The 20,844-nt window shown below is 59.5% G+C and carries 14 protein-coding genes; 9 read left to right on the forward strand and 5 right to left on the reverse strand.

Going from position 1 to position 20,844, the window contains the following annotated elements; translation table 11 throughout:
* Positions 1-320 precede the first annotated feature (320 nt).
* The 8 genes from NL64_RS25035 (at position 321) to NL64_RS25070 (ending at position 9,370) form a co-directional block, all read left to right on the forward strand.
* Positions 321-1,946, forward strand: a complete 1,626-nt coding sequence (locus NL64_RS25035) for a glucan biosynthesis protein D (protein WP_034150760.1) — start codon at positions 321-323, stop codon at positions 1,944-1,946.
* Positions 1,947-2,323: 377 nt separating this feature from the next.
* Positions 2,324-3,238, forward strand: coding sequence for a glutamate/aspartate ABC transporter substrate-binding protein (locus NL64_RS25040; protein WP_034150761.1), 915 nt, complete (start codon positions 2,324-2,326; stop codon positions 3,236-3,238).
* A 195-nt stretch (positions 3,239-3,433) separates the two neighbouring features.
* Positions 3,434-4,180: an amino acid ABC transporter permease gene (locus tag NL64_RS25045; protein WP_034150762.1), complete on the forward strand. Its 747-nt coding sequence runs from the start codon at positions 3,434-3,436 to the stop codon at positions 4,178-4,180.
* Positions 4,180-4,851: an amino acid ABC transporter permease gene (locus NL64_RS25050; RefSeq protein ID WP_034150763.1), complete on the forward strand. Its 672-nt coding sequence runs from the start codon at positions 4,180-4,182 to the stop codon at positions 4,849-4,851. The genes NL64_RS25045 and NL64_RS25050 overlap by 1 nt, the downstream gene beginning before the upstream one ends.
* Positions 4,848-5,582 carry an amino acid ABC transporter ATP-binding protein gene (locus tag NL64_RS25055; protein WP_007975082.1) on the forward strand — a complete coding sequence of 245 codons (735 nt, stop codon included), beginning with the start codon at positions 4,848-4,850 and terminating at the stop codon, positions 5,580-5,582. Before NL64_RS25050 ends, NL64_RS25055 begins: the two co-directional genes overlap by 4 nt.
* 220 nt (positions 5,583-5,802) lie before the next feature.
* Positions 5,803-7,707, forward strand: coding sequence for a sensor histidine kinase (locus NL64_RS25060; protein WP_034150764.1), 1,905 nt, complete (start codon positions 5,803-5,805; stop codon positions 7,705-7,707).
* Positions 7,704-9,032, forward strand: a complete 1,329-nt coding sequence (locus NL64_RS25065) for a sigma-54-dependent transcriptional regulator (RefSeq protein ID WP_034150765.1) — start codon at positions 7,704-7,706, stop codon at positions 9,030-9,032. Before NL64_RS25060 ends, NL64_RS25065 begins: the two co-directional genes overlap by 4 nt.
* The gene (locus tag NL64_RS25070; RefSeq protein WP_034150766.1) at positions 9,032-9,370 is read left to right on the forward strand and encodes a GlpM family protein; all 339 of its coding nucleotides are present in this window, start codon (positions 9,032-9,034) and stop codon (positions 9,368-9,370) included. Before NL64_RS25065 ends, NL64_RS25070 begins: the two co-directional genes overlap by 1 nt.
* 105 nt (positions 9,371-9,475) lie before the next feature.
* Here NL64_RS25070 and NL64_RS25075 read toward each other — a convergent pair whose 3' ends face one another.
* The 4 genes from NL64_RS25075 to NL64_RS25090 all read right to left on the reverse strand — a co-directional run bounded on the left by NL64_RS25075 (position 9,476) and on the right by NL64_RS25090 (position 13,010).
* On the reverse strand, positions 9,476-10,384 hold the full coding sequence (locus NL64_RS25075) for a hypothetical protein (RefSeq protein WP_034150767.1): 909 nt from the start codon (positions 10,382-10,384) through the stop codon (positions 9,476-9,478).
* Positions 10,381-11,076, reverse strand: coding sequence for a hypothetical protein (locus tag NL64_RS25080; protein ID WP_034150768.1), 696 nt, complete (start codon positions 11,074-11,076; stop codon positions 10,381-10,383). The genes NL64_RS25075 and NL64_RS25080 overlap by 4 nt, the downstream gene beginning before the upstream one ends.
* 97 nt (positions 11,077-11,173) lie before the next feature.
* The gene (locus NL64_RS25085) at positions 11,174-11,839 is read right to left on the reverse strand and encodes a DsbA family oxidoreductase (RefSeq protein ID WP_034150769.1); all 666 of its coding nucleotides are present in this window, start codon (positions 11,837-11,839) and stop codon (positions 11,174-11,176) included.
* 151 nt (positions 11,840-11,990) lie between these two features.
* Positions 11,991-13,010 carry an alpha/beta fold hydrolase gene (locus NL64_RS25090; protein WP_034150770.1) on the reverse strand — a complete coding sequence of 340 codons (1,020 nt, stop codon included), beginning with the start codon at positions 13,008-13,010 and terminating at the stop codon, positions 11,991-11,993.
* Positions 13,011-13,205: 195 nt separating this feature from the next.
* Here NL64_RS25090 and NL64_RS25095 point away from each other — a divergent pair, with 195 nt between their 5' ends.
* On the forward strand, positions 13,206-18,422 hold the full coding sequence (locus NL64_RS25095; protein WP_034150771.1) for a dermonecrotic toxin domain-containing protein: 5,217 nt from the start codon (positions 13,206-13,208) through the stop codon (positions 18,420-18,422).
* A gap of 106 nt (positions 18,423-18,528) precedes the next feature.
* Here the strand turns inward: NL64_RS25095 and metE are convergent, their stop codons facing one another.
* Entirely contained in the window at positions 18,529-20,838 is a 2,310-nt protein-coding gene (metE, locus tag NL64_RS25100) for a 5-methyltetrahydropteroyltriglutamate--homocysteine S-methyltransferase (protein ID WP_034150772.1), read from the reverse strand.
* Positions 20,839-20,844: the final 6 nt, after the last annotated feature.

Genomic DNA, 20,844 nt, shown 5'->3' on the forward strand with positions numbered 1-20,844 from the left:
CCCGAAGGGCATAAACCGGTCATGCCCACAGAATAGAAACTATCCGGCCGCTGAAAAGCGGTTTTTAGAGTAATTAGTCGAAAAAAGCAGAAATGCCCTGTAAATCAGAAAGCGCTGTCGGAATTGTTTCCCGACATGTCTTGTTTCATTGCCGAACTAGCGCGGTGCCATCAATCAATTTTGCTCTGCAACCGAACGGTTTAAGCTATCCGGCATCTGTTTAAAGTCCGTCACGTTTGGCCGAAGGCATGTCCGAACCGTTATTTCTGATCCAGCACGTGCCAGGAACGGCGCGGGATCGTTCACGACAGGTTGTACTTATGCATCGCAGGAATTTGCTCAAAGCCTCCATGGCCATCGCTGCCTACACCGGTTTATCCGCCACCGGCCTGCTCGCCGCCCGTGCCTGGGCCGCCACCGGAGCCGCTGATGGTGAAGCCCAGGCCTTCGATTTCGATGCATTGAAGATTCAGGCCAAGCAGCTCGCCAGCAGTCGCTATCAGGACACCAAGCAAGTGTTGCCGCCGACCCTGGCGACCATGACTCCGCAGAATTTCAACGCGATCCGCTATGACGGCGACCATTCGTTGTGGAAGGAACTCAAAGGTCAGCTGGATGTGCAGTTTTTCCATGTCGGCATGGGTTTCAAGCAGCCGGTGCGTATGTACAGCGTCGATCCCAAGACGCGGATGTCGCGCGAGGTACATTTCCGCCCGTCGCTGTTCAATTATGAAAAAACCACGGTCGACACCAAGCAGCTCACCGGCGACCTGGGGTTTTCCGGGTTCAAGCTGTTCAAGGCGCCCGAGCTGGATAAACACGACGTGGTGTCGTTCCTCGGCGCCAGCTACTTCCGCGCAGTGGACGCCACCGGCCAGTACGGCCTGTCGGCTCGCGGCCTGGCCATCGACACCTACGCCAAAAAGCGCGAAGAATTCCCCGACTTCACCAAGTTCTGGTTCGAGACGCCGGACAAGGACAGCACCCGCTTCGTGGTCTACGCCCTGCTCGATTCGCCAAGCGCCACCGGTGCCTACCGTTTTGACATCGATTGTCAGGCCGAGCGCGTGGTGATGGAAATCGACGCCCACGTCAACGCGCGTACCGCCATCGAACAATTGGGCATCGCACCGATGACCAGCATGTTCAGTTGCGGCACCCACGAACGCCGGATGTGCGACACCATTCACCCGCAAATCCACGATTCGGATCGCCTGGCGATGTGGCGTGGCAACGGCGAGTGGATCTGCCGCCCGCTGAACAACCCGGCCACTCTGCAATTCAACGCCTTCACTGACAAGGATCCGAAAGGTTTCGGCCTGGTGCAGACCGACCACGAGTTCGCCAATTACCAAGACACCGTCGACTGGTACAGCCGCCGCCCGAGCCTGTGGGTCGAACCGACCACGGCGTGGGGCGAAGGCTCGATCGATCTGTTGGAAATCCCTACCACCGGCGAAACGCTGGATAACATCGTCGCCTTCTGGACGCCGAAAAAACCAGTCGCGGCCGGCGATTCGCTGAACTACGGCTACAAACTCTACTGGAGCGCCCTGCCGCCGGTTGGCACACCGCTGGCGCGGGTCAACGCGACACGTTCAGGCATGGGCGGCTTTATCGAGGGCTGGGCACCGGGCGAGCATTATCCGCAAGTCTGGGCCCGTCGCTTCGCCGTAGACTTCACCGGTGGCGGCCTGGACCGTTTGCCTGAAGGCACGGGTATCGAGCCGGTGGTCACGTGCTCAAACGGTGAGGTCAAGGATTTCAGCGTGCTCAAGCTCGATGACATCAAGGGCTATCGCATCCTGTTTGACTGGTACCCGACCAATGACAGCGTCGAGCCGGTTGAGCTGCGCTTGTTCATCCGCACTAACGACCGGACGCTGAGTGAAACCTGGTTGTACCAATACTTCCCACCGGCACCGGACAAGCGCAAATATCCCTGACATACCCTCACTGTAGGCGCCGGCTTGCTGGCGATAGCGATCTGTCAGTCAGCTTGATTTGACTGATACACCGCTATCGCCAGCAAGCCGGCTCCTACAAATGACGATGAGAATTAACCCACCATTCGGTTTTCCGAACGCGACCTGACGGTCGGTTCGGTTAACCGGATTATTCGGTGGTACAGAACTCGCCATAAATATTTAATTCCCTTATAAATCAACTACTTGATTCATCAAGCCTGGCCTGGCACGAGTCATGCTCTACACTTCTTCGACGAATGCCTGTTGCGCCAACACTTCAGGAGCCGTCAGGCATTCGAAGCACAAAAGGGCCGATAAACTGGCTCCATAAAAAAAACAATGTCGAGGAAAATTTGATGCGCATCGTTCCCCATATCCTGGGCGCAGCCATTGCTGCCGCTCTGATCAGCACGCCAGTTTTCGCCGCCGAACTCACCGGCACCCTGAAGAAGATCAAAGAGTCCGGTGTCATCACCCTCGGGCATCGTGACGCTTCCATTCCTTTCTCCTACATCGCGGACGCTTCCGGCAAACCGGTCGGCTACTCCCACGACATCCAGCTGAAAGTCGTCGAAGCCATCAAAAAAGACCTGGACTTGCCGAACCTGCAGGTCAAATACAACCTGGTCACCTCGCAGACTCGTATCCCGCTGGTGCAGAACGGCACCGTGGACCTCGAGTGCGGCTCCACCACCAACAACGTCGAGCGTCAGCAGCAAGTTGACTTCTCCGTCGGCATCTTCGAAATCGGTACTCGCCTGCTGTCCAAGGCAGATTCCAAGTACAAGGATTTCCCGGACCTGGCCGGCAAGAACGTCGTGACCACCGCTGGTACCACGTCCGAGCGCATCCTCAAGGCGATGAACGCCGACAAGCAAATGGGCATGAACGTCATCTCCGCCAAAGACCACGGCGAATCCTTCCAGATGCTGGAATCGGGCCGTGCCGTTGCCTTCATGATGGACGACGCGCTGCTGGCCGGCGAAGCCGCCAAAGCCAAGAAGGCTACTGACTGGGCCGTGACCGGTACTCCACAGTCCTACGAAATCTACGGCTGCATGGTGCGCAAAGGCGACGAGCCGTTCAAAAAGGCTGTGGATGACGCCATCAAGGCCACCTACGCGTCGGGCGAGATCAACAAGATCTACGAAAAATGGTTCATGGCGCCAATCCCGCCTAAAGGCCTGAACCTGAACTTCCCGATGAGCGACGAACTCAAGGCCCTGATCGCCAATCCGACCGACAAAGCGGCTGACGACAAGAAATCCTGATTTCTGACTAACCTTATCTCCTGAGAGGGCTTCGGCCCTTTCAGGAGGTTGTCACTCCCTGCTGGCACTTTTGGAAACACTCGAACCGGTGGCTGTCGAGCCGTTCGTGTGTGCCTGACCGTCAAGGTTCGGGCGGGAACGGAGCTTCCCCCAAGCGGGTACTTGTACATCGATCGAATCCGAGGGGAGACCCTAATGAATTACAACTGGGACTGGGGCGTGTTCTTCAAGTCCACCGGCGTGGGCAGCGAGACGTATCTCGACTGGTACGTGTCCGGTCTGGCCTGGACCATCGGCATCGCCATCGCGGCCTGGATCATCGCCCTGACACTGGGCTCGATCCTGGGCGTCATGCGCACCGTGCCGAACCGCATCGTATCGGGCATCGCCACCTGCTACGTCGAACTCTTCCGTAACGTGCCGCTGCTGGTGCAACTGTTCATTTGGTACTTCCTGGTGCCCGACCTGCTGCCAGCGGACCTGCAAGAGTGGTACAAGCAGGACCTGAACCCGACCACGTCGGCCTTCATCAGCGTCGTCGTCTGCCTCGGCCTGTTCACCACCGCCCGTGTTTGCGAACAGGTGCGCACCGGTATCCAGGCGCTGCCAAAAGGCCAGGAATCCGCGGCCCGCGCCATGGGTTTCAAGCTGCCGCAGATCTACTGGAACGTGCTGCTGCCCCAGGCTTACCGGATCATCATTCCGCCGCTCACCTCGGAATTTTTGAACGTCTTCAAGAACACCTCCGTGGCCTCGCTGATCGGTTTGATGGAATTGCTCGCGCAGACCAAACAGACCGCCGAGTTCTCCGCCAACCTGTTCGAAGCCTTCACCCTGGCCACGCTGATCTACTTCACCCTGAACATGAGCCTGATGTTGCTGATGCGTCTGGTCGAGAAGAAAGTCGCCGTACCGGGTCTGATTTCCGTAGGGGGTAAATGATGGAATTCGACTTCTCGGGCATCGTCCCGGCCATTCCCGGCCTGTGGAACGGCATGGTCATGACCCTCAAGCTGATGGTCATGGGCGTGATCGGCGGGATCATCCTCGGCACCATCCTGGCGCTGTGCCGTCTGTCGCACAACAAACTGCTGTCCAACCTGGCCGGTGCCTACGTCAATTACTTCCGCTCGATCCCGCTGCTGCTGGTGATCACCTGGTTCTACCTGGCGGTACCGTTCGTATTGCGCTGGATCACCGGCGAAGACACGCCGATCGGTGCGTTTGCCTCGTGCATCGTGGCTTTCATGATGTTCGAAGCGGCGTATTTTTGCGAAATCGTCCGTGCCGGTGTGCAGTCGATTCCCAAGGGCCAGATGGGCGCTGCCCAGGCATTGGGCATGACCTACGGCCAGATGATGCGCCTGATCATCCTGCCGCAAGCGTTCCGCAAGATGACGCCGTTGCTGCTGCAACAGAGCATCATCCTGTTTCAGGACACCTCGCTGGTTTATGCCGTCGGTCTGGTGGACTTCCTCAATGCTTCGCGCGCCAGTGGCGACATCATTGGCCGCTCCAATGAGTTCCTGATTTTCGCGGGTCTCGTGTACTTCATCATCAGCTTTGCCGCCTCTCAGCTGGTCAAGCGTCTGCAAAAAAGGTTCGCCGTATGATCTCTATCAAAAGCATCAACAAGTGGTATGGGGACTTCCAGGTACTGACTGATTGCAGCACCGAGGTCAAAAAAGGCGAAGTGATCGTGGTGTGCGGGCCCTCGGGTTCCGGCAAGTCGACCCTGATCAAATGCGTCAACGCCCTGGAACCGTTCCAGAAAGGCGACATCGTGGTCGATGGCACCTCCATTGCCGACCCGAAGACCAACCTGCCGAAACTGCGTTCGCGCGTGGGCATGGTGTTCCAGCATTTCGAGCTGTTCCCGCACCTGACCATCACCGAAAACCTGACCATCGCGCAGATCAAGGTGCTGGGCCGCAGCAAGGAAGAGGCCACCAAAAAAGGCCTGCAATTGCTTGAGCGTGTAGGCCTCTCGGCCCATGCCCACAAGCACCCGGGCCAACTGTCCGGTGGTCAGCAACAGCGCGTGGCGATTGCCCGTGCGCTGGCGATGGACCCGATCGTCATGCTGTTCGACGAACCGACCTCGGCGCTCGACCCGGAAATGGTCAACGAAGTGCTCGACGTGATGGTGCAACTGGCCCACGAGGGCATGACCATGATGTGCGTGACCCACGAAATGGGCTTCGCCCGTAAAGTGGCCGACCGCGTGATCTTCATGGACGCCGGCAAGATCATCGAAGACTGCAAGAAGGAAGAGTTCTTCGGCGACATCAGCCACCGCGCCGAGCGTACGCAGCACTTCCTCAACAAGATTCTGCAGCACTGATAAGCAACTGATTACGTCCCTTGTGGCGAGGGAGCTTGCTCCCGCTGGGTCGCGCAGCGGCCCCGAAACCGGAAAATGCAATTTTTCTGACACACCGCACTTTCCGGTTTTACGACTGCTTCGCAGCCGAGCGGGAGCAAGCTCCCTCGCCACAGGTTCCGCGCTCCACTGGAAACCAGAGCAAGCCCATTGCCACGCTGGTTGACCCAAGGCATCTGTGATGAAATGCGACTCCTCTCTCTATCGCGCCGCACCGCCATCACTCGCCGTGAAACCCCGTCTGATTCGCCATCTGTTCCTGCCGCCGCTGATCATCGCGTTGATGATCGGACTGGGTTACATCGGCTTTTGGGTCAGTGAGCACTACGGCATTCGCAGCCTCAGCGAAAACGGCCAGCGCCAGCTCGAATTGCACGCCCGTGCCGTCGAAAGCGAAATCAGCAAATACACCTACCTGCCCAGCCTGCTGGAGCTCGAAACCAGTGTTTCGAAGCTGCTGGCCGATCCGTCGCCGGAGCACCGGCAAACGGTCAATGATTACCTTGAAGGCCTGAACCGGCGCAGTCGCAGTCGGGCCATTTATGTGATGGACACCACCGGGCGCGTCATGGCCACCAGCAACTGGCGCGATGTCGACAGTTACCTCGGTGAAGACCTGTCCTTCCGCGCCTATTTCCAGAACGCCGTGCGCGGCCAGCCGGGGCGTTTCTACGGCATTGGCAGCACCAACGGCGAACCCGGTTACTACCTGGCCCATGGCCTGGAAGAACACGGCAAGATCATCGGCGTCGCAGTGGTCAAAGTGCGCCTCGAAGCCATGGAAGAACGCTGGCAGCGGGCGCGTCTCGAAGCGTTTGTCAGCGACGAAAACGGCATCATCATTCTCTCCAGCGATCCGGCTCGGCGCCTGAAATCAGTGGTGCCGCTGAGCGAAGAGACCAAGGAAAAACTCGCCCGCAGCCTGCAGTATTACTGGTTCCCGCTGAACGAACTGCAGCCGCTGGCCCGGGAAACCCTGTCCGAGGGCGTGGAGAAACTCACGTTCCCGGCCAACAGCGAACTGGCGTCCGACGACGATGAAAACATCAGCTACCTGGCACAGACCCGCCCGTTGAGCGATACCCCGTGGAATTTCACCCTGCTCACGCCGTTGCAGGATTTGCGCCGCGAAGCGATCAATCAGGGGATGCTCGTGGCCGTGGCGTTTGCCCTCGTCGCGTTCCTGTTGATCGCCTGGAACGAGCGGCGCAAGGTCATTGCCACCCGCCTCGCCGCGCGGGAAGCCTTGCAGGAAGCCAACAATCAACTGGAGCGTCGGATTACCGAACGCACCGTCGACCTGCGCGCCAGCAACGAACGGCTCAAGGGTCAGATCCGCGAACGGCGTCACGCCGAAGAGACCTTGCGTCGCGCCCAGGATGAACTGGTACAGGCCGGAAAACTCGCCGCAATAGGCCAGATGTCCACCAGCATCGCCCACGAATTGAATCAGCCACTGGCGGCACTGCGCACGCTGTCCGGCAATACTGTGCGCTTCCTGGAGCGCGGTCAGCTGGACGTGGCCAGTACCAACCTCAAGACCATCAACGAATTGATCGACCGCATGGGCCGGATCACCGCCAGCCTGCGCTCGTTCGCCCGCCGTGGTGACGACAAAGGCCAGGCCTGTCTCGGTAAAGGCGTGGATGCGGCCTTGCAGTTGCTCGGCGCAAGAATGGAAAACGCCCATTTGCAACTGCACCGCCACTTTGACGATGTACAGGTGCAGATCGACCAGACCCGCCTCGAACAGATTCTGGTCAACCTGATCGGCAACGCCCTCGATGCCATGCAGGCGCAGCCGCAACCGGAGTTGTGGCTGGAAGGCGAAGTGGTCGACGGCAAATATCGCTTGCGCGTCCGGGACAACGGCCACGGCATCGACGCCGAAGCGCGCAAGCACCTGTTCGAACCGTTCTTCACCACCAAACCCGGTGAGCAGGGCCTGGGCCTTGGCCTGACCCTTTCCGCGAGCCTGGCCGCCGCCACTGGCGGCCACTTGGGTGTCGAGCACCCGGCCAGCGGTGGTACCGCTTTCGTCCTCAGTTTACCGTTGGTAAGCCCCACTCCCGCCGAGCCAATATGAACAACGACCTTAGTGTTTTGATCGTCGAAGACGACCCCCATGTGCTGCTCGGCTGCCAACAGGCGCTGACCCTGGAAGACATTCCCTGCATCGGCGTGGGCAGTGCCGAAGAGGCTTTGGAACGGGTCGGCGACAACTTTGCCGGCATCGTCATCAGCGATATTCGCCTGCCGGGCATCGACGGCCTGGAACTGCTGACCCGGCTCAAGGCCCGCGACCGCAGCCTGCCGGTGGTGCTAATTACCGGTCACGGCGACATTTCCATGGCTGTCGGCGCGATGCAGAAAGGCGCCTACGACTTCATGGAGAAACCGTTCTCCCCGGAGCGTCTGGTGGACGTGGCACGGCGTGCCCTGGAGCAACGCAGCCTGGCGCGGGAAGTCTCGTCGTTGCGGCGGCAACTGGCTGAACGCGATTCCCTTGAAGGACGAATCATCGGTCGTTCGCCGGCCATGCAGAACTTGCGCGAACTGATCGCCAATGTCGCCGACACTTCAGCTAACGTGCTGATCGAAGGGGAAACCGGCACCGGCAAGGAACTCGTCGCCCGTTGCCTGCACGATTTCAGCCGTCGCCATACCAAGCAGTTCGTGGCGCTGAACTGTGGCGGTCTGCCGGAGAACCTGTTCGAAAGCGAAATTTTCGGCCACGAAGCCAACGCCTTCACCGGCGCCGGCAAGCGGCGCATCGGCAAGATCGAACACGCCGACGGCGGCACGCTGTTCCTTGACGAAGTGGAAAGCATGCCCCTGCCCTTGCAGATCAAATTGCTGCGGGTCTTGCAGGAGCGCACCCTCGAACGCCTCGGCTCGAACCAGAGTGTGGCGGTGGATTGCCGAGTAATCGCCGCGACCAAGTCTGACCTCGACGAGTCGAGCAAGGCCGGCGAGTTTCGCAGCGACCTGTATTACCGGCTGAACGTGGTGACCCTCGAACTACCGCCGTTGCGTGAGCGCCGCGAAGACATCCTGCAACTGTTCGAATACTTCTTGCAGCAGTCGTCCTTGCGCTTCGACCGGATCGCGCCGGAACTGGACAACCAGACCGTATCGAACCTGATGAGCCACGACTGGCCGGGCAATGTGCGCGAACTGCGCAACGTCGCCGAACGCTTTGCCCTGGGCCTGCCGGCGTTCAAGAAACCCGGCGCGGGGGGCAGCGCGCAAGGCCTGGCGTTCGCCGAAGCCGTGGAAGCGTTCGAACGCAACCTGTTGAACGACGCCTTGCAGCGCAGCGGCGGCAACCTGACCCAGGCCAGCCAGGAACTAGGCATGGCCAAGACCACGCTGTTCGACAAAGTGAAAAAGTACGGACTGAGCCATTGATGGACCTGTTTCTCAAAGCAATTCTCGGCGCGGGCGTGGTGGTGATTCTCGCGATGCTGGCCAAGACCAAAAACTACTACATCGCCGGGCTGGTGCCGCTGTTTCCGACCTTTGCGCTGATTGCCCATTACATCGTCGGAAAGGGCCGTTCGGTGGATGACCTGAAGACCACCATCGTGTTTGGCATGTGGTCGATCATTCCCTACTTCATCTATTTGGCGACGTTGTACGTGATGGTCGACCGGATGCGCCTGGAGGCGTCGCTGGCCGTGGCGACGGTCGCGTGGTTGATGGCGGCGACGGTGTTGGTCAGCGTGTGGGTTCGCCTGCACGCCTGACCAACACCGTAGGAGCCGGCTTGCTGGCGATAGCGGTGTGTCAGTCACATCAATGTTGATTGATCCACCGCCATCGCCAGCAAGCCGGCTCCTACAGGTTTTGCGTTAGCGTCCGTACACTTTTTCGAGCTGCGCCTGGGTCAACGCATCCTCAAACGGCACCGGCACCGACTTCACCGCGCCGTAGAGGTTGCGGTAGCGCCAATAGTTGCCGTTGTTGGTCAGTTGATAACCGCGCTCGACCACGCGCTGACCATCGAGCACATACCGCAAGGTTTCCTGAGCGGCCGGCGGCGGTGTCGGTTGCATCAGATCGGTGGCCAATACGCGCATGGATTCGTCGATGCACTCGTCGAGTACGGCGGTGACCTTGGCCAATTCCAGACCGCCGTCATCAATGCACTGCTGACCACAGCGGCGAACCGGCTGGCTGGCCACCTCGATGCGCATGCGGTACAGCGGCGAACCGGCGATGTCCTGAACCTGCACCTGATTGATCAGCACAAAACTGCCGCGATCCGGAGTCAGCATCAGCTTCGGCTCGATCAACAAACGCGCCGTGACCTGACCCTCGCCCTGCTTCAGCCCGGCACTTTGCGACGCCTGTTGATAGCGCTGCTGCAAGCGCTCCTGCAACGGCACGCCACCAAGCAGATCGGCCATCGGTCGAGAGTCTTTGACGGCGGCTTTTTCCGCATCGCGCTGCAAGGTGCCACTGCCCATCTGGGTGTTGACCAGACTGGCCACCAACACTCCGGCCAACCCGGCACTGGTGCCCGAGTTCAGCAGCAGAGCCTGACTGGATGAGGCAGCCTTCAAGGCGTCCTTGCTATCGATCACCGTGCTGGCGCCGACGAACGCTTGTGGCACTTGCACATCAACCTTGAGCCCGTGGGCCTGAACGTAAGGCAATGCCCCCTGATCCTTGAAACCGGCTTCAGGAGCCGGTTTCTGCGCGCAGCCAGCCACCATCAGCAGGGCCAGCGCACTGGCCGCTACGATTGCACGCTTCATTTGGCGAACGGGGTGATCATTTGCTGACGGCTGTTATCCACAGCCTGGTAGAACGCGTTGGACAGGTTGGTGTAGGTCGGCTCATCCCACTCGCCCTGCGCGGCCTGGACCGCAACAAAAGGCTGGAACCACAGCAGTTTGTTGTCGGCCAGATCAACCACCATGCCCTGCCCGCCCACCTGCGCCATCGGCACACTGGTCGGCACGATGCTGTAGTAGCTGCGGGTCGCACCGGTGGCGGTGACATACACCAGCAACAGGCGATCGACGCCGTATTTGGTCTTCATCGGGGTCAGGTCTTTGATGGTGTAGCCTTCGCGGAATTTGGTTTCCTTGTAGGTCTTCAGGTCAACCTTCTCGTCGATGCGCTTGGCTTTGTAGCCCTTGGCTTGCAACTTGGCGACGATCACGTCCGGCAGGGTGTCGAAATCGCGTACTTGCCAGGTTTTGACGTTGTCACTGAGCTTGCTGTTGACGCCCGCGTTTATCGCGTAGTCGAGAATTCCCTGGTTACCGGTCAACGCCAGTACCGGCGGCGGCAATTCGCTGATCGCGACGCCGATGGTCGGCTCCTTGGCATCCCAGAATTGTTGGTCCAGCGGTACGGGAGGTTGTACGTTGGCGCAGCCGGTAAGGGTGAGGCAGGCGAGCAAAGTCAGTGCAGCAAGAGTGCGTAAAGCGTGAAAAGACATGGATCAAGTCCCTATGATTTGAAAGTCGCTGTCTGTATCGACAGCGACGGCGCAAACAATAGTGGCACATTGATATATTTTTTACCGCTGTTACCCGTTAGCTGACGGTTCCACCCTTTGCTTCACTCATGATTTGCCGGATGGCCCCGACAAAAGTTTCCACCGGTTGCCCGCCCGTGACCGCGTACTGGCCGTTGAAAACCACGGTCGGCACCGAACTCACCCCGCGCGACAGCCACAACTGTTCTTCTTCGCGAACCTCTTTGGCGAACTCATCCGAGGCCAGAATCGCCTCGGCCCGCTGCCGCTCCAGGCCGACGCTTTCAGCGATTTGCGCCAACTGAGCAGGGTCGGAAGGGTTGCCGCCGTCGGTGAAATACGCCTTGAACAGCGCTTCCTTCAGTTGCAGTTGCAACCCTTCCAGTCCGGCCCAATAGAGCAAGCGGTGAGCATCGAAAGTGTTGTAGATGCGGCTGTTGCCGTCGGTGCGAAACGCGAATCCGACCTCGGCACCGCGGGCGCGGATCGCCTCGCGATTCTTCTGTGACTGCTCGGGCGTCGAACCGTACTTTTCGGTGATGTGCTCGGTGATGTTCTGCCCTTCGGCGCCCATCTTCGGGTTCAGTTCGAACGGCTGGAAACGGATCTCGGCCTGTACTTCATCACGCAAGATATCCAACGCCCTGGTCAGGCCATACAAACCCACGACGCACCAGGGGCAAGACACATCGCTGACGAAATCGATTTTCAAAGGGGTACTCATTACACACCTCGCTGACTGAAATGCGTCGCAAAGTCCGAACGATACACCTGTAGCTCACTCTGTAGCAGCCGGCTTGCTGGCGAACCAGACAACACGGTATATCGTGCAAGCCGCCATCGCTGGCAAGCCAGCTCCTACAGGGGATTGGGGGTTAGAGGAGATTGTGGTCGGCCACCGGCTCGATCTGCGCCCAATGGGACGTGTCTTCGCGGTGCTCGCGCAAATATGGCAATACCGCTGCCAGCAACGGCGCCTTGAATTCCTCCTGAAAACGGTGGGCCAGTCCCGGAATCAACTTCAACTGACTACCGCGCAAATGCGCCGCCAGGTGCACGCCATGCATCACCGGCAATAACGGATCGGCGGTGCCATGCACCACCAGCGCCGGCACGCGCAACTGGTTAAGTAGCGACACTCGGCTCGGCTCAGCGAGGATTGCCATGATCTGGCGCTTCACGCCTTCGGGATTGAACGCTCGGTCATAGGACAGCGCCGCCTGATGCAGCAATGCCTGGCGATCATCCGTCACCGTCGGACTGCCCAACGCCGCTAACAAATCAGCTTGTTGTTCCAGGGCAATTTCGCGATTGGGCGCGCCACGACGCGCGAGCAATTGCACCAACGCGGCACTCGGCGCCGGCAAGCCTTCGGCCCCGGAACTGGTCATGATCAGGGTCAGGCTCTCGACCCGTTGCGGGGCCATGGCCGCCATGTGCTGGGCGATCATTCCGCCCATGCTCGCGCCCAGCACGTGGAATTGCTCGATGTGCAGGGCATCCATCAGCCCGAGGCCATCTTCGGCCATATCGGTCAGCGAATACGGCGCCGACACCGGCAAGCCGAGTTTGTAACGCAGCACTTCGAAGGTCAGGTTGGCCTCCACCGGCATTTGCCGCCACGTCGACAGGCCGACATCGCGATTGTCATAACGAATCACTCGAAAGCCTTGCTGACACAGCGCGACCACCACCTCGTCAGGCCAGTGAATCAACTGGCCACCCAGGCCCATCACCAGCAACAACGCCGGGTCAGACGCGCGGCCGATGCTCTGATACGCCAGGCTCACCTGCGCCAGATCGACCCGTTCGGTCGGAACATTGACGTCACACCGAGACGCCGCCAACGACGGCAGGCCGAATAACAACGCGGCCAGAAGAAAAAATACACGCATGAAAAACACCGAAACGCAGAACCCCAGTAGAGCGCGAGTCTGATGAAGTTTGTTCAAGCGCGCTGCCACAGTTCCATGACAGTTTGATGAAGAGCGCCGGGCGGTCATTCGGACGCGATAACTATGTACCACCAACCCCACTATCGACTGATCTCTAATGGCCCGACTCACTCACCCATTGGAGTCCTTCACTTCATGCTCGAAGCCCCCACCACACCGCCCGCCGACTTCGGCTTGAGCCACTCACTGGCGCAAAAACTGGACGAAAACCTCAACCTGAGTGCCTCGGCGCACTGGAATGATTGTCGCGATCAGTGGCTCGACCTTATGGCGCAGAACCCGCAATCGCCACTCGATGCAGACTGGTGGAGCGCTCGTGCGCGCGGTACGGATGTTTCCCGCAAGGCACAGGCCATCCGCCTGTATCGCCAACATTTCGAGGCGTCCAGCCAGTGGACGTTTGCCCAGGGCGGCTTGAGTGTCGAGCAGATGAACGCGTTACATGCACTCGTCAATCCGGCAACAACGCCCGAGTTTCAGGTGTATGTCGAACAACTCAAGCTCAAGGGCAACAACGGCCTCTATGTCGAACTATCCGGCGCGCTGGTCATCACCCTGAATACCGATCAACCGGTCACTCAATTGCTGTATCTGCCGTCTCGACCATCGCCGTGGATGACCTTTGAAAAACGTAATGATCTGGAACGCTGGCTGATCGAACAGCAGCCCCCACTGTTCGATCAGCCGCGACTTCAAGCAAACACCATTAGCGTCGACTACACCGTTCCACGCGATCCTGCGCTGCAGACAAGTGCCGAATCCCTGCGGTCCCGACTGTCCATTGCCCCTGCGGATCGGCATGCCAACGACGCTGTGTTTGCCGCGCCACCCGACCTGCCGATGGCAGATGCACATGACAGCCCCGCCCCGTTCGGCCAACTGACCCCTGATATCCCATTGGGCCTTCGGCTCAGTGCGTTGGCGCAACAACAAACAGCGCTGGAGAACCTGCTCGGCAAAGACTTCCAGGGCGATCACAACGATCCGCGCCTGCTACGGTTGCAACAACAACTTGATGCCCTCACGGCCGCCGAACAAGCCAGCAACAATGCCGCGACAGCGCTTCTGCAGACCGACCAAATGCTGGAGCTGCGTCGCCTGCCGAATCCGCATTACACCGCCCTTTACCAGGCTCGCCAGAACGGTTTGCTTGCCGAAGCCGAGCTGCAATTGAGCCTGAGCCAGATCAGCAGCGATGAACATCAATGGCTCAAAACCGCACTGGATGCACCTGATCAACCCCGGCCGGCCGATGTGGTCGTCGCCCGGCTGATGCTGTCGGCGACGGAGACCGAGGGCGACACTCTCCGGACTCAAACCCATGAACTGGACGGTGTATTGCTGTTTGCCCATCCCGACGCGTTGCTGGCGTCCTCGACCCGAAGTCTGTTGCTCTACTGGCCCGGACGTTTCGGCGGCCTGCAACGGTTCGCCTCGCGCCAGGCACTGGAACAAACGCTGTTCAAACTCCCGGCCAACGACACTACGCAAGCCTTGCACCTCTTGCCGCTGCGCGGTAACCCCTTCGAATACACCTTGCAAACCCAGCTCTATACCTGTGAACAACTGGCAACCCGGCTGCTCACCGCCAATCCCGTGCCTTCTCACACCCGCCAACGCGCGGTGGAACTGGAAAAGCTGCGCGAACTGACCCTCGCCCGCCTGACCGTCCCCATCGTCACAGCCCGGGAACTGGCTTACGCGCAGGTCGTCGAGCAAAACCACAGTGCCGCACTGGCAAGCCGACTGCCGTCGACGTTGAGCGCTCTGACCGAGGACAAACGCAATCGCCTCAAGTCGCTGTTCACGTCGTACATCAAAGCGATGAAACGATCCAATGAAATGCTGGAACGCGAACTGCCTCACCGTGACGCCTTCAGCCAAAAGGCCATCGACGCGCACCTGCGTCAGGAGTTCGGCCTCACGCAGAACGTTGAGGTCATGCTTGATGTTCCCGACTCCACGACATGGCGCAAAGTGGTTACCGAGGGCGCTGCGCCCGGCACACCCCAGCAAAATACGCTGATCGCCAGCGCGCAATGGAGCAAGCTTTCTCTCGCCGAACTGGCGCAAAGCAACATCAACCAGGCGATGTGGTGGCGATTGTCGTTGATGCAGGTTGAGGTCAGTGGCGGCGATGAAGCACAGAGCCAGAAGGTGAAAAACGGCATCAAGCAAGCCTGGCTGCGCAAAGTGATCACTGAACTGGATCTGGCCGGGAAGTATGAAACGCTGATCCGCGAGACGTTCCTCGGGCCGTCGGGCGAGTCCGCGTTCAAAAACGCCTACCGCCGGGAATGCCTGAGCGAACCGTGGCGCCTGATGCTCAAACTGCAAGGCGAGTTCGCCCTGTTGCAACGGGACATCAAGGCTGACGGCCAGCAAGTACTGGAGATCGCCATCGACGCCAATAGCCGCGACGCCTACGCGGCCAATGGCAAACGTATCGTGTTATTGCCGGCGAACCTGACGGTGGGTGGTGAGGACACGCAACATCAGGGACCGACCACCCTCGCCGGTGTCACGTTCATTGAAGAACAAATCAGCGGCTTGACCCTGCTCTACCTGCCCGACAGCCCTGACGGAACATTCCTGCGTCAGTACGACAACCTGGAAGAGGCGCGCATGGCGCTGTACAACCAGTGCCTGCACACCCGAACGGTCAACTACCTGGCTGACCGAGCCTTGAACGGGGATTTCTCCCGTCACGTCAGCCGGATCAATCAGGCGCTGTTGAAGAATTTCGACGCCCTCATTGGCGCGGGTACGGCCTGGCCGGCAACCACCTCCCTGGCGACCCACTTGCTCAATGTACATATGGGTCGATTGCTGGAAGCGCATCGGGGGACATCACGCTCCAACGATGCGTTGTACCTGGAGGGTGTCGCGTTGAAATCCGGCGCGTTGTTCAACTACCTGAAGATGGCGCTGGGCATGGTGCCCTTCGTCGGTTCCGCCATTTCGCTGTATGACGCCTGGAACAGTGCCAACCTCGCGGTCGCGGGTTTTCTGCGTGGTGATGTCGGCCATGGCCTGGCCGAGATGGAAGCGGTGTTGTTGTCTTTCATTGATGCGGCGATGGACATTCTTCCCAGCGTTGCTGCCACGTCCGGCGGAGCGCGTTCTCTCACACGTTTGCGCCACTTGAAAGCCGCGACCAAAAGCCCGGGCGGTTTGCAAACTTCAACGCAACGGCAGGCCCGGCGGACCCTGGAACGCTTTAAGGGTTATGAGTATGAACAGGAGATTTCCCTTGCCGGCCTGCAACCGGGCACCGAAGGCATTTATCGCAATGTGTATCGACACGCCGACGGCGACTTCATGCTCAGCCAGGGTCGCATCTACCGTATCGAACTGGCCAACAATCCGCCGCAATGGCGTTTGAGCGCAACGAGCACGCGAACCTACAAACAACCTGTCGCCCTCGATGAAGCCGGCCACTGGAACACCCATTACGCCGTGTACGGCACCGTGACGGCAGGAGGTGGTGTCGGCGGCGGCGCGGTGCTCGGTCATATGGCCGACGGCCTCGACCCACTCTGGCCCGCCGCGATTCGCCGCTGGCTGCCGCGCTGGTGGACGGATCGCGCCTTGCGTCGGCAAATGACCCTGACCAACACCGCCGATGCCTACACCCGACGACTCGAAACCCAGACCAACAGCTCCAACGCGACCCTTGAACATTATTTCGGTCTCGAACCGAACCAGCGTCAGCCCCTTCGTGCCAATGCCGACATCGCTTGCGCCAACGACATCGATCTTGCACAGGCCCAATACCTGAACCTTGAGGAACTGATGCTGTTCAGTCATGGCCGAAAACGCGTGATGATCGAAGACATTCAAAGTCGCTGCGCCTGGATCGTTGTCGATCGCACCGTGCGGCGGATCGGTTTGGCCAAGGAGCGTCTAGTGGAACATCTCGACCGTATCGATCATTTGGTTGCCCGTTCGGATGCCACGCCGTTCAGCGATACCGCCACACATGTGCAACTGATGGCGCAACGCAAGGAAATACGAAAAGACTTTCTCAAGGACTTTGATCTGCTTCACTCGCACGTCGCCGCAGCGAATCGATGGAATGGCAGAATCACCAATCGTGCGCAAAAATCGAAGATGGCCCCGGACCTGGCCACCGTCAATGAAAAGTTCAGCGACACCAATCATTACTACCTAAAAGCGGCGCATGAGCTGGAGATCATCACCCACTACACCGCCGTCACCGACCAGTCCTGGGTTTACTTTCACGTGCAGTTGAAACAGGCCCGCAACAAGCTCGGGCGTGCCTTGCTGACCCAGCATCATTTGCCTGAAGTACAGGCCATTTTTACCCAGCGCAACAAGGTGCTGCAAGACTGTCTGGCGACGTATGCCGAGTTTCGCCGCAATCTTGGCGCCTGGTCGTTGGGCTATCCGCAGCATCTGGATCTGGAGCAAGTCGCTGCGTTTCTCGACAACCTGGAAAAAGTGGAAGAGTTCGCTCGCCATGCCATCAAGACACGCCCCTCCACCACGCCGAACGCGGGACGTTCAAGGAAGCAACTGTTCGAGACCGAAGACAACCAACTGCTCATCGGTGTCGCCAGTAACGATGCCGTGACCCGGCAAAAACGCTTCACCATCGAGGGTGTCGATGGTCATACGGAAACCTGGCTACCCCGTTCCTCAAGCGGCAAATATCACCTCAGTGAACCCGTGGCTGCCGCACAAACACCGCTTCCAACCGATGTCACGCCGATGCTGGTGGAGGCCAGGAAACGACTCGGTACCGTCGACGCCTACCAAAGCAAAGTTGAAGGTCACACCCGACGAGACATGCTGCCGGTCGACCTTGAGCACATGATGAGTAGCGAGGCAGCGGAACTGAACATGCGTGCCCAGGCCATCGAACGGCTGTCGCCCACGGAGCCGGTCGCTGTGCAATTGCGCAATCGCGCGGCTGAACTGTTGCGCGCCGGCCGTACGCTGAGGATTGACCAGACCCTGAACAGCAAAACCCCTTCCGAAGGTTATCTGGATTATCTGCTTGAGCAGAATGTAGTGGACATCCGCAAGGAAGGCGGCCTACGGGACTTGGGTAAACGCCCGGATGGACGCAGGGATTTTCTGCAAGAGTACGAAGTGCGCGATCTGACCCAAGAGCATGCGCGAACCTTGTGGTACGCACACTTCCACTACACCTCGGCCAAGCCTGCATTCAACGACTTCGTCAAAGGTCATCTGAAACTGCCGGAGCAACGCAACCTGGGGCTGCAATGGCAACAGGCTCAGGCTGCCAGTGGTGCCCATGTACAACCGATCTGGCGCGGCGACATCGGCAAACCGCTGGGGGTCAAACACTTCTCCGAGCTCTGAAAAATACAAAACCCTGTAGGAGCCGGCTTGCTGGCGATGGCGGTGTGTCAGGCAACACACGTTTCGCCTGTACCCGCGCGATCGCCAGCAAGCCGGCTCCTACACCTCAGGCCAGTTGACTGCGCAACTGACGGGCCGCCGCGACCATGTTCACCAGCGCCGCTTCGGTCTCCGGCCAGGCACGGGTTTTCAGGCCGCAATCGGGGTTGACCCACAAGCGTTCGGCGGGAATGCGCTTCGCCGCTTTGCTCATTAACTTGACCATTTCGGCAGTGTCCGGCACCCGTGGCGAGTGGATGTCGTAGACGCCCGGGCCGATGTCGTTCGGGTAATCGAACGCTTCGAAAGCCTCCAGCAGTTCCATGTCCGAACGCGAAGTTTCAATAGTGATCACATCGGCATCCATCGCTGCGATGGCTTCGATCACGTCGTTGAATTCGCTGTAGCACATGTGGGTGTGGATCTGGGTTTCGTCCCGCACACCGCTGGCACTCAGGCGGAACGCTTGCACCGCCCAGTCCAGATATTCCTGCCATTGCGCCCGGCGTAGCGGCAGGCCTTCGCGGAGGGCAGCTTCGTCGATTTGCACAATCTTGATCCCGGCGGCTTCCAGATCCACCACTTCGTCACGCAGGGCCAGGGCCAGTTGTTGCGCCTGGACTTTGCGCGACACGTCTTCACGGGGGAACGACCACATCAGCATGGTCACGGGACCGGTGAGCATGCCTTTCATGACCTTGTCGGTCTGGCTCTGTGCATAGCTGATCCAATCGACAGTCATGGCTTTCGGACGGCTCAGGTCGCCGTAAATGATCGCCGGTTTCACGCAGCGCGAACCGTAACTCTGCACCCAGCCGAAACGGGTGAAAGCATAACCATCAAGCTGCTCGGCGAAGTACTCGACCATGTCGTTGCGCTCGGCTTCACCGTGCACCAGCACGTCCAGCCCGAGGCGTTCCTGAATCTGTACGGCGTGGCGGATTTCGTGGTGCATGGCGTCGGTGTAGTCGTTGGCCGACAGCTTGCCTTGCTTGTAGGCCTGGCGCGCCAGACGGATCGATCCGGTCTGCGGGAACGAGCCGATGGTGGTGGTCGGGAACGCCGGTAGTTTCAGGCGTGCGCGCTGTTGCTCGATGCGTTTGGCAAAGGGCGATTGGCGTTGGCTGTCCGTCGGCCCAATCGCATTGATTCGGGCTTGCACGTCGGTTTTGTGAATGCGCGGCGACTCGGCGCGACTGATCTGAATCGCGCGGCTTTCGGCCAGGGCCGCTTGCACCTTGGGCGCTTGCGGATCGTTCAGGGCATCGCGCAGTACGGCGATCTCACCACACTTTTGCACGGCGAACGCCAGCCAGCTTTTCAGTTCCGGGTCGAGTTTGTCTTCGCGCTCCAGATCCACCGGGCTGTGCAGCAGCGAACAGGAACTGCTGACCCACAAGTTGTCGCCAAAGCGTTCCTGGGCCAGTTGCAGTTGCGCGAGCACCGGCTCCAGTTCGCAGCGCCAGACGTTGCGGCCGTTGACCAGACCCACCGAAAGAATCTTGTAGGTCGGCAAGCGATCGAGCACGTGCAGCAATTGGTCGGGCGCCCGTACCGCGTCGATGTGCAGGCCTTGTACCGGCAGGCCGACTGCGAGGCCGAGGTTGTCTTGCAGACCGCTGAAGTAGGTCGCCACGAGCTTTTTCAGCGGCGAGTACTGAAGGATGTGATAAGCGCGTTCGAATGCGCTTTTCCACGATTGTGGAAGGTCGAGCGTCAGGATCGGTTCGTCGATCTGCACCCACTCCACGCCTTGGGCGGCGAGGCGACCGAGGATTTCGTTATAGACCGGCAGCAGGCGTTCCAGCAGGTCGAGCTTGTCGAAGTCGTTGCCTTTAGCCTTGCCCAGCCACAGGTAAGTCAGCGGGCCGATGATCACCGGCTTAACGTTGTGACCGAGGGCGAGGGCTTCGTCGACTTCATCGAACAGCTGTTCCCAGCTCAGCTTGAACTGTTGATCCGAGCTGAATTCCGGGACCAGGTAATGGTAATTTGTGTCGAACCACTTGGTCAGCTCTTGAGCGTATTGCGCCTGACCATGCTCGCCGCAGCAGCTCGCGGTGGCGCCACGGGCCATGGCAAAAAGCGTGTCGAGGGTCGGCAGGCCGTTGGCATCCCTGGCGCTGTCGAAACGCTCGGGGATCACGCCGAAGGTCAGGGAATGGGTCAGCACCTGGTCGTACCAGGCAAAGTCGCCGACCGGCAACAAGTCGATACCGGCGTCTTTCTGCAATTGCCAGTGGGTGGCGCGCAATTGGCGGCCGACACTGTTCAACGCGGCCTGATCGATGTCGCCCTTCCAGTAGGCTTCGAGGGCTTTTTTCAGTTCGCGGTCGGCGCCGATGCGCGGGAAACCAAGGGTGTGGGCCACGGCCATGTCGAA

Source organism: Pseudomonas fluorescens (assembly GCF_000802965.1).
Classification (GTDB): domain Bacteria; phylum Pseudomonadota; class Gammaproteobacteria; order Pseudomonadales; family Pseudomonadaceae; genus Aquipseudomonas; species Aquipseudomonas fluorescens_A.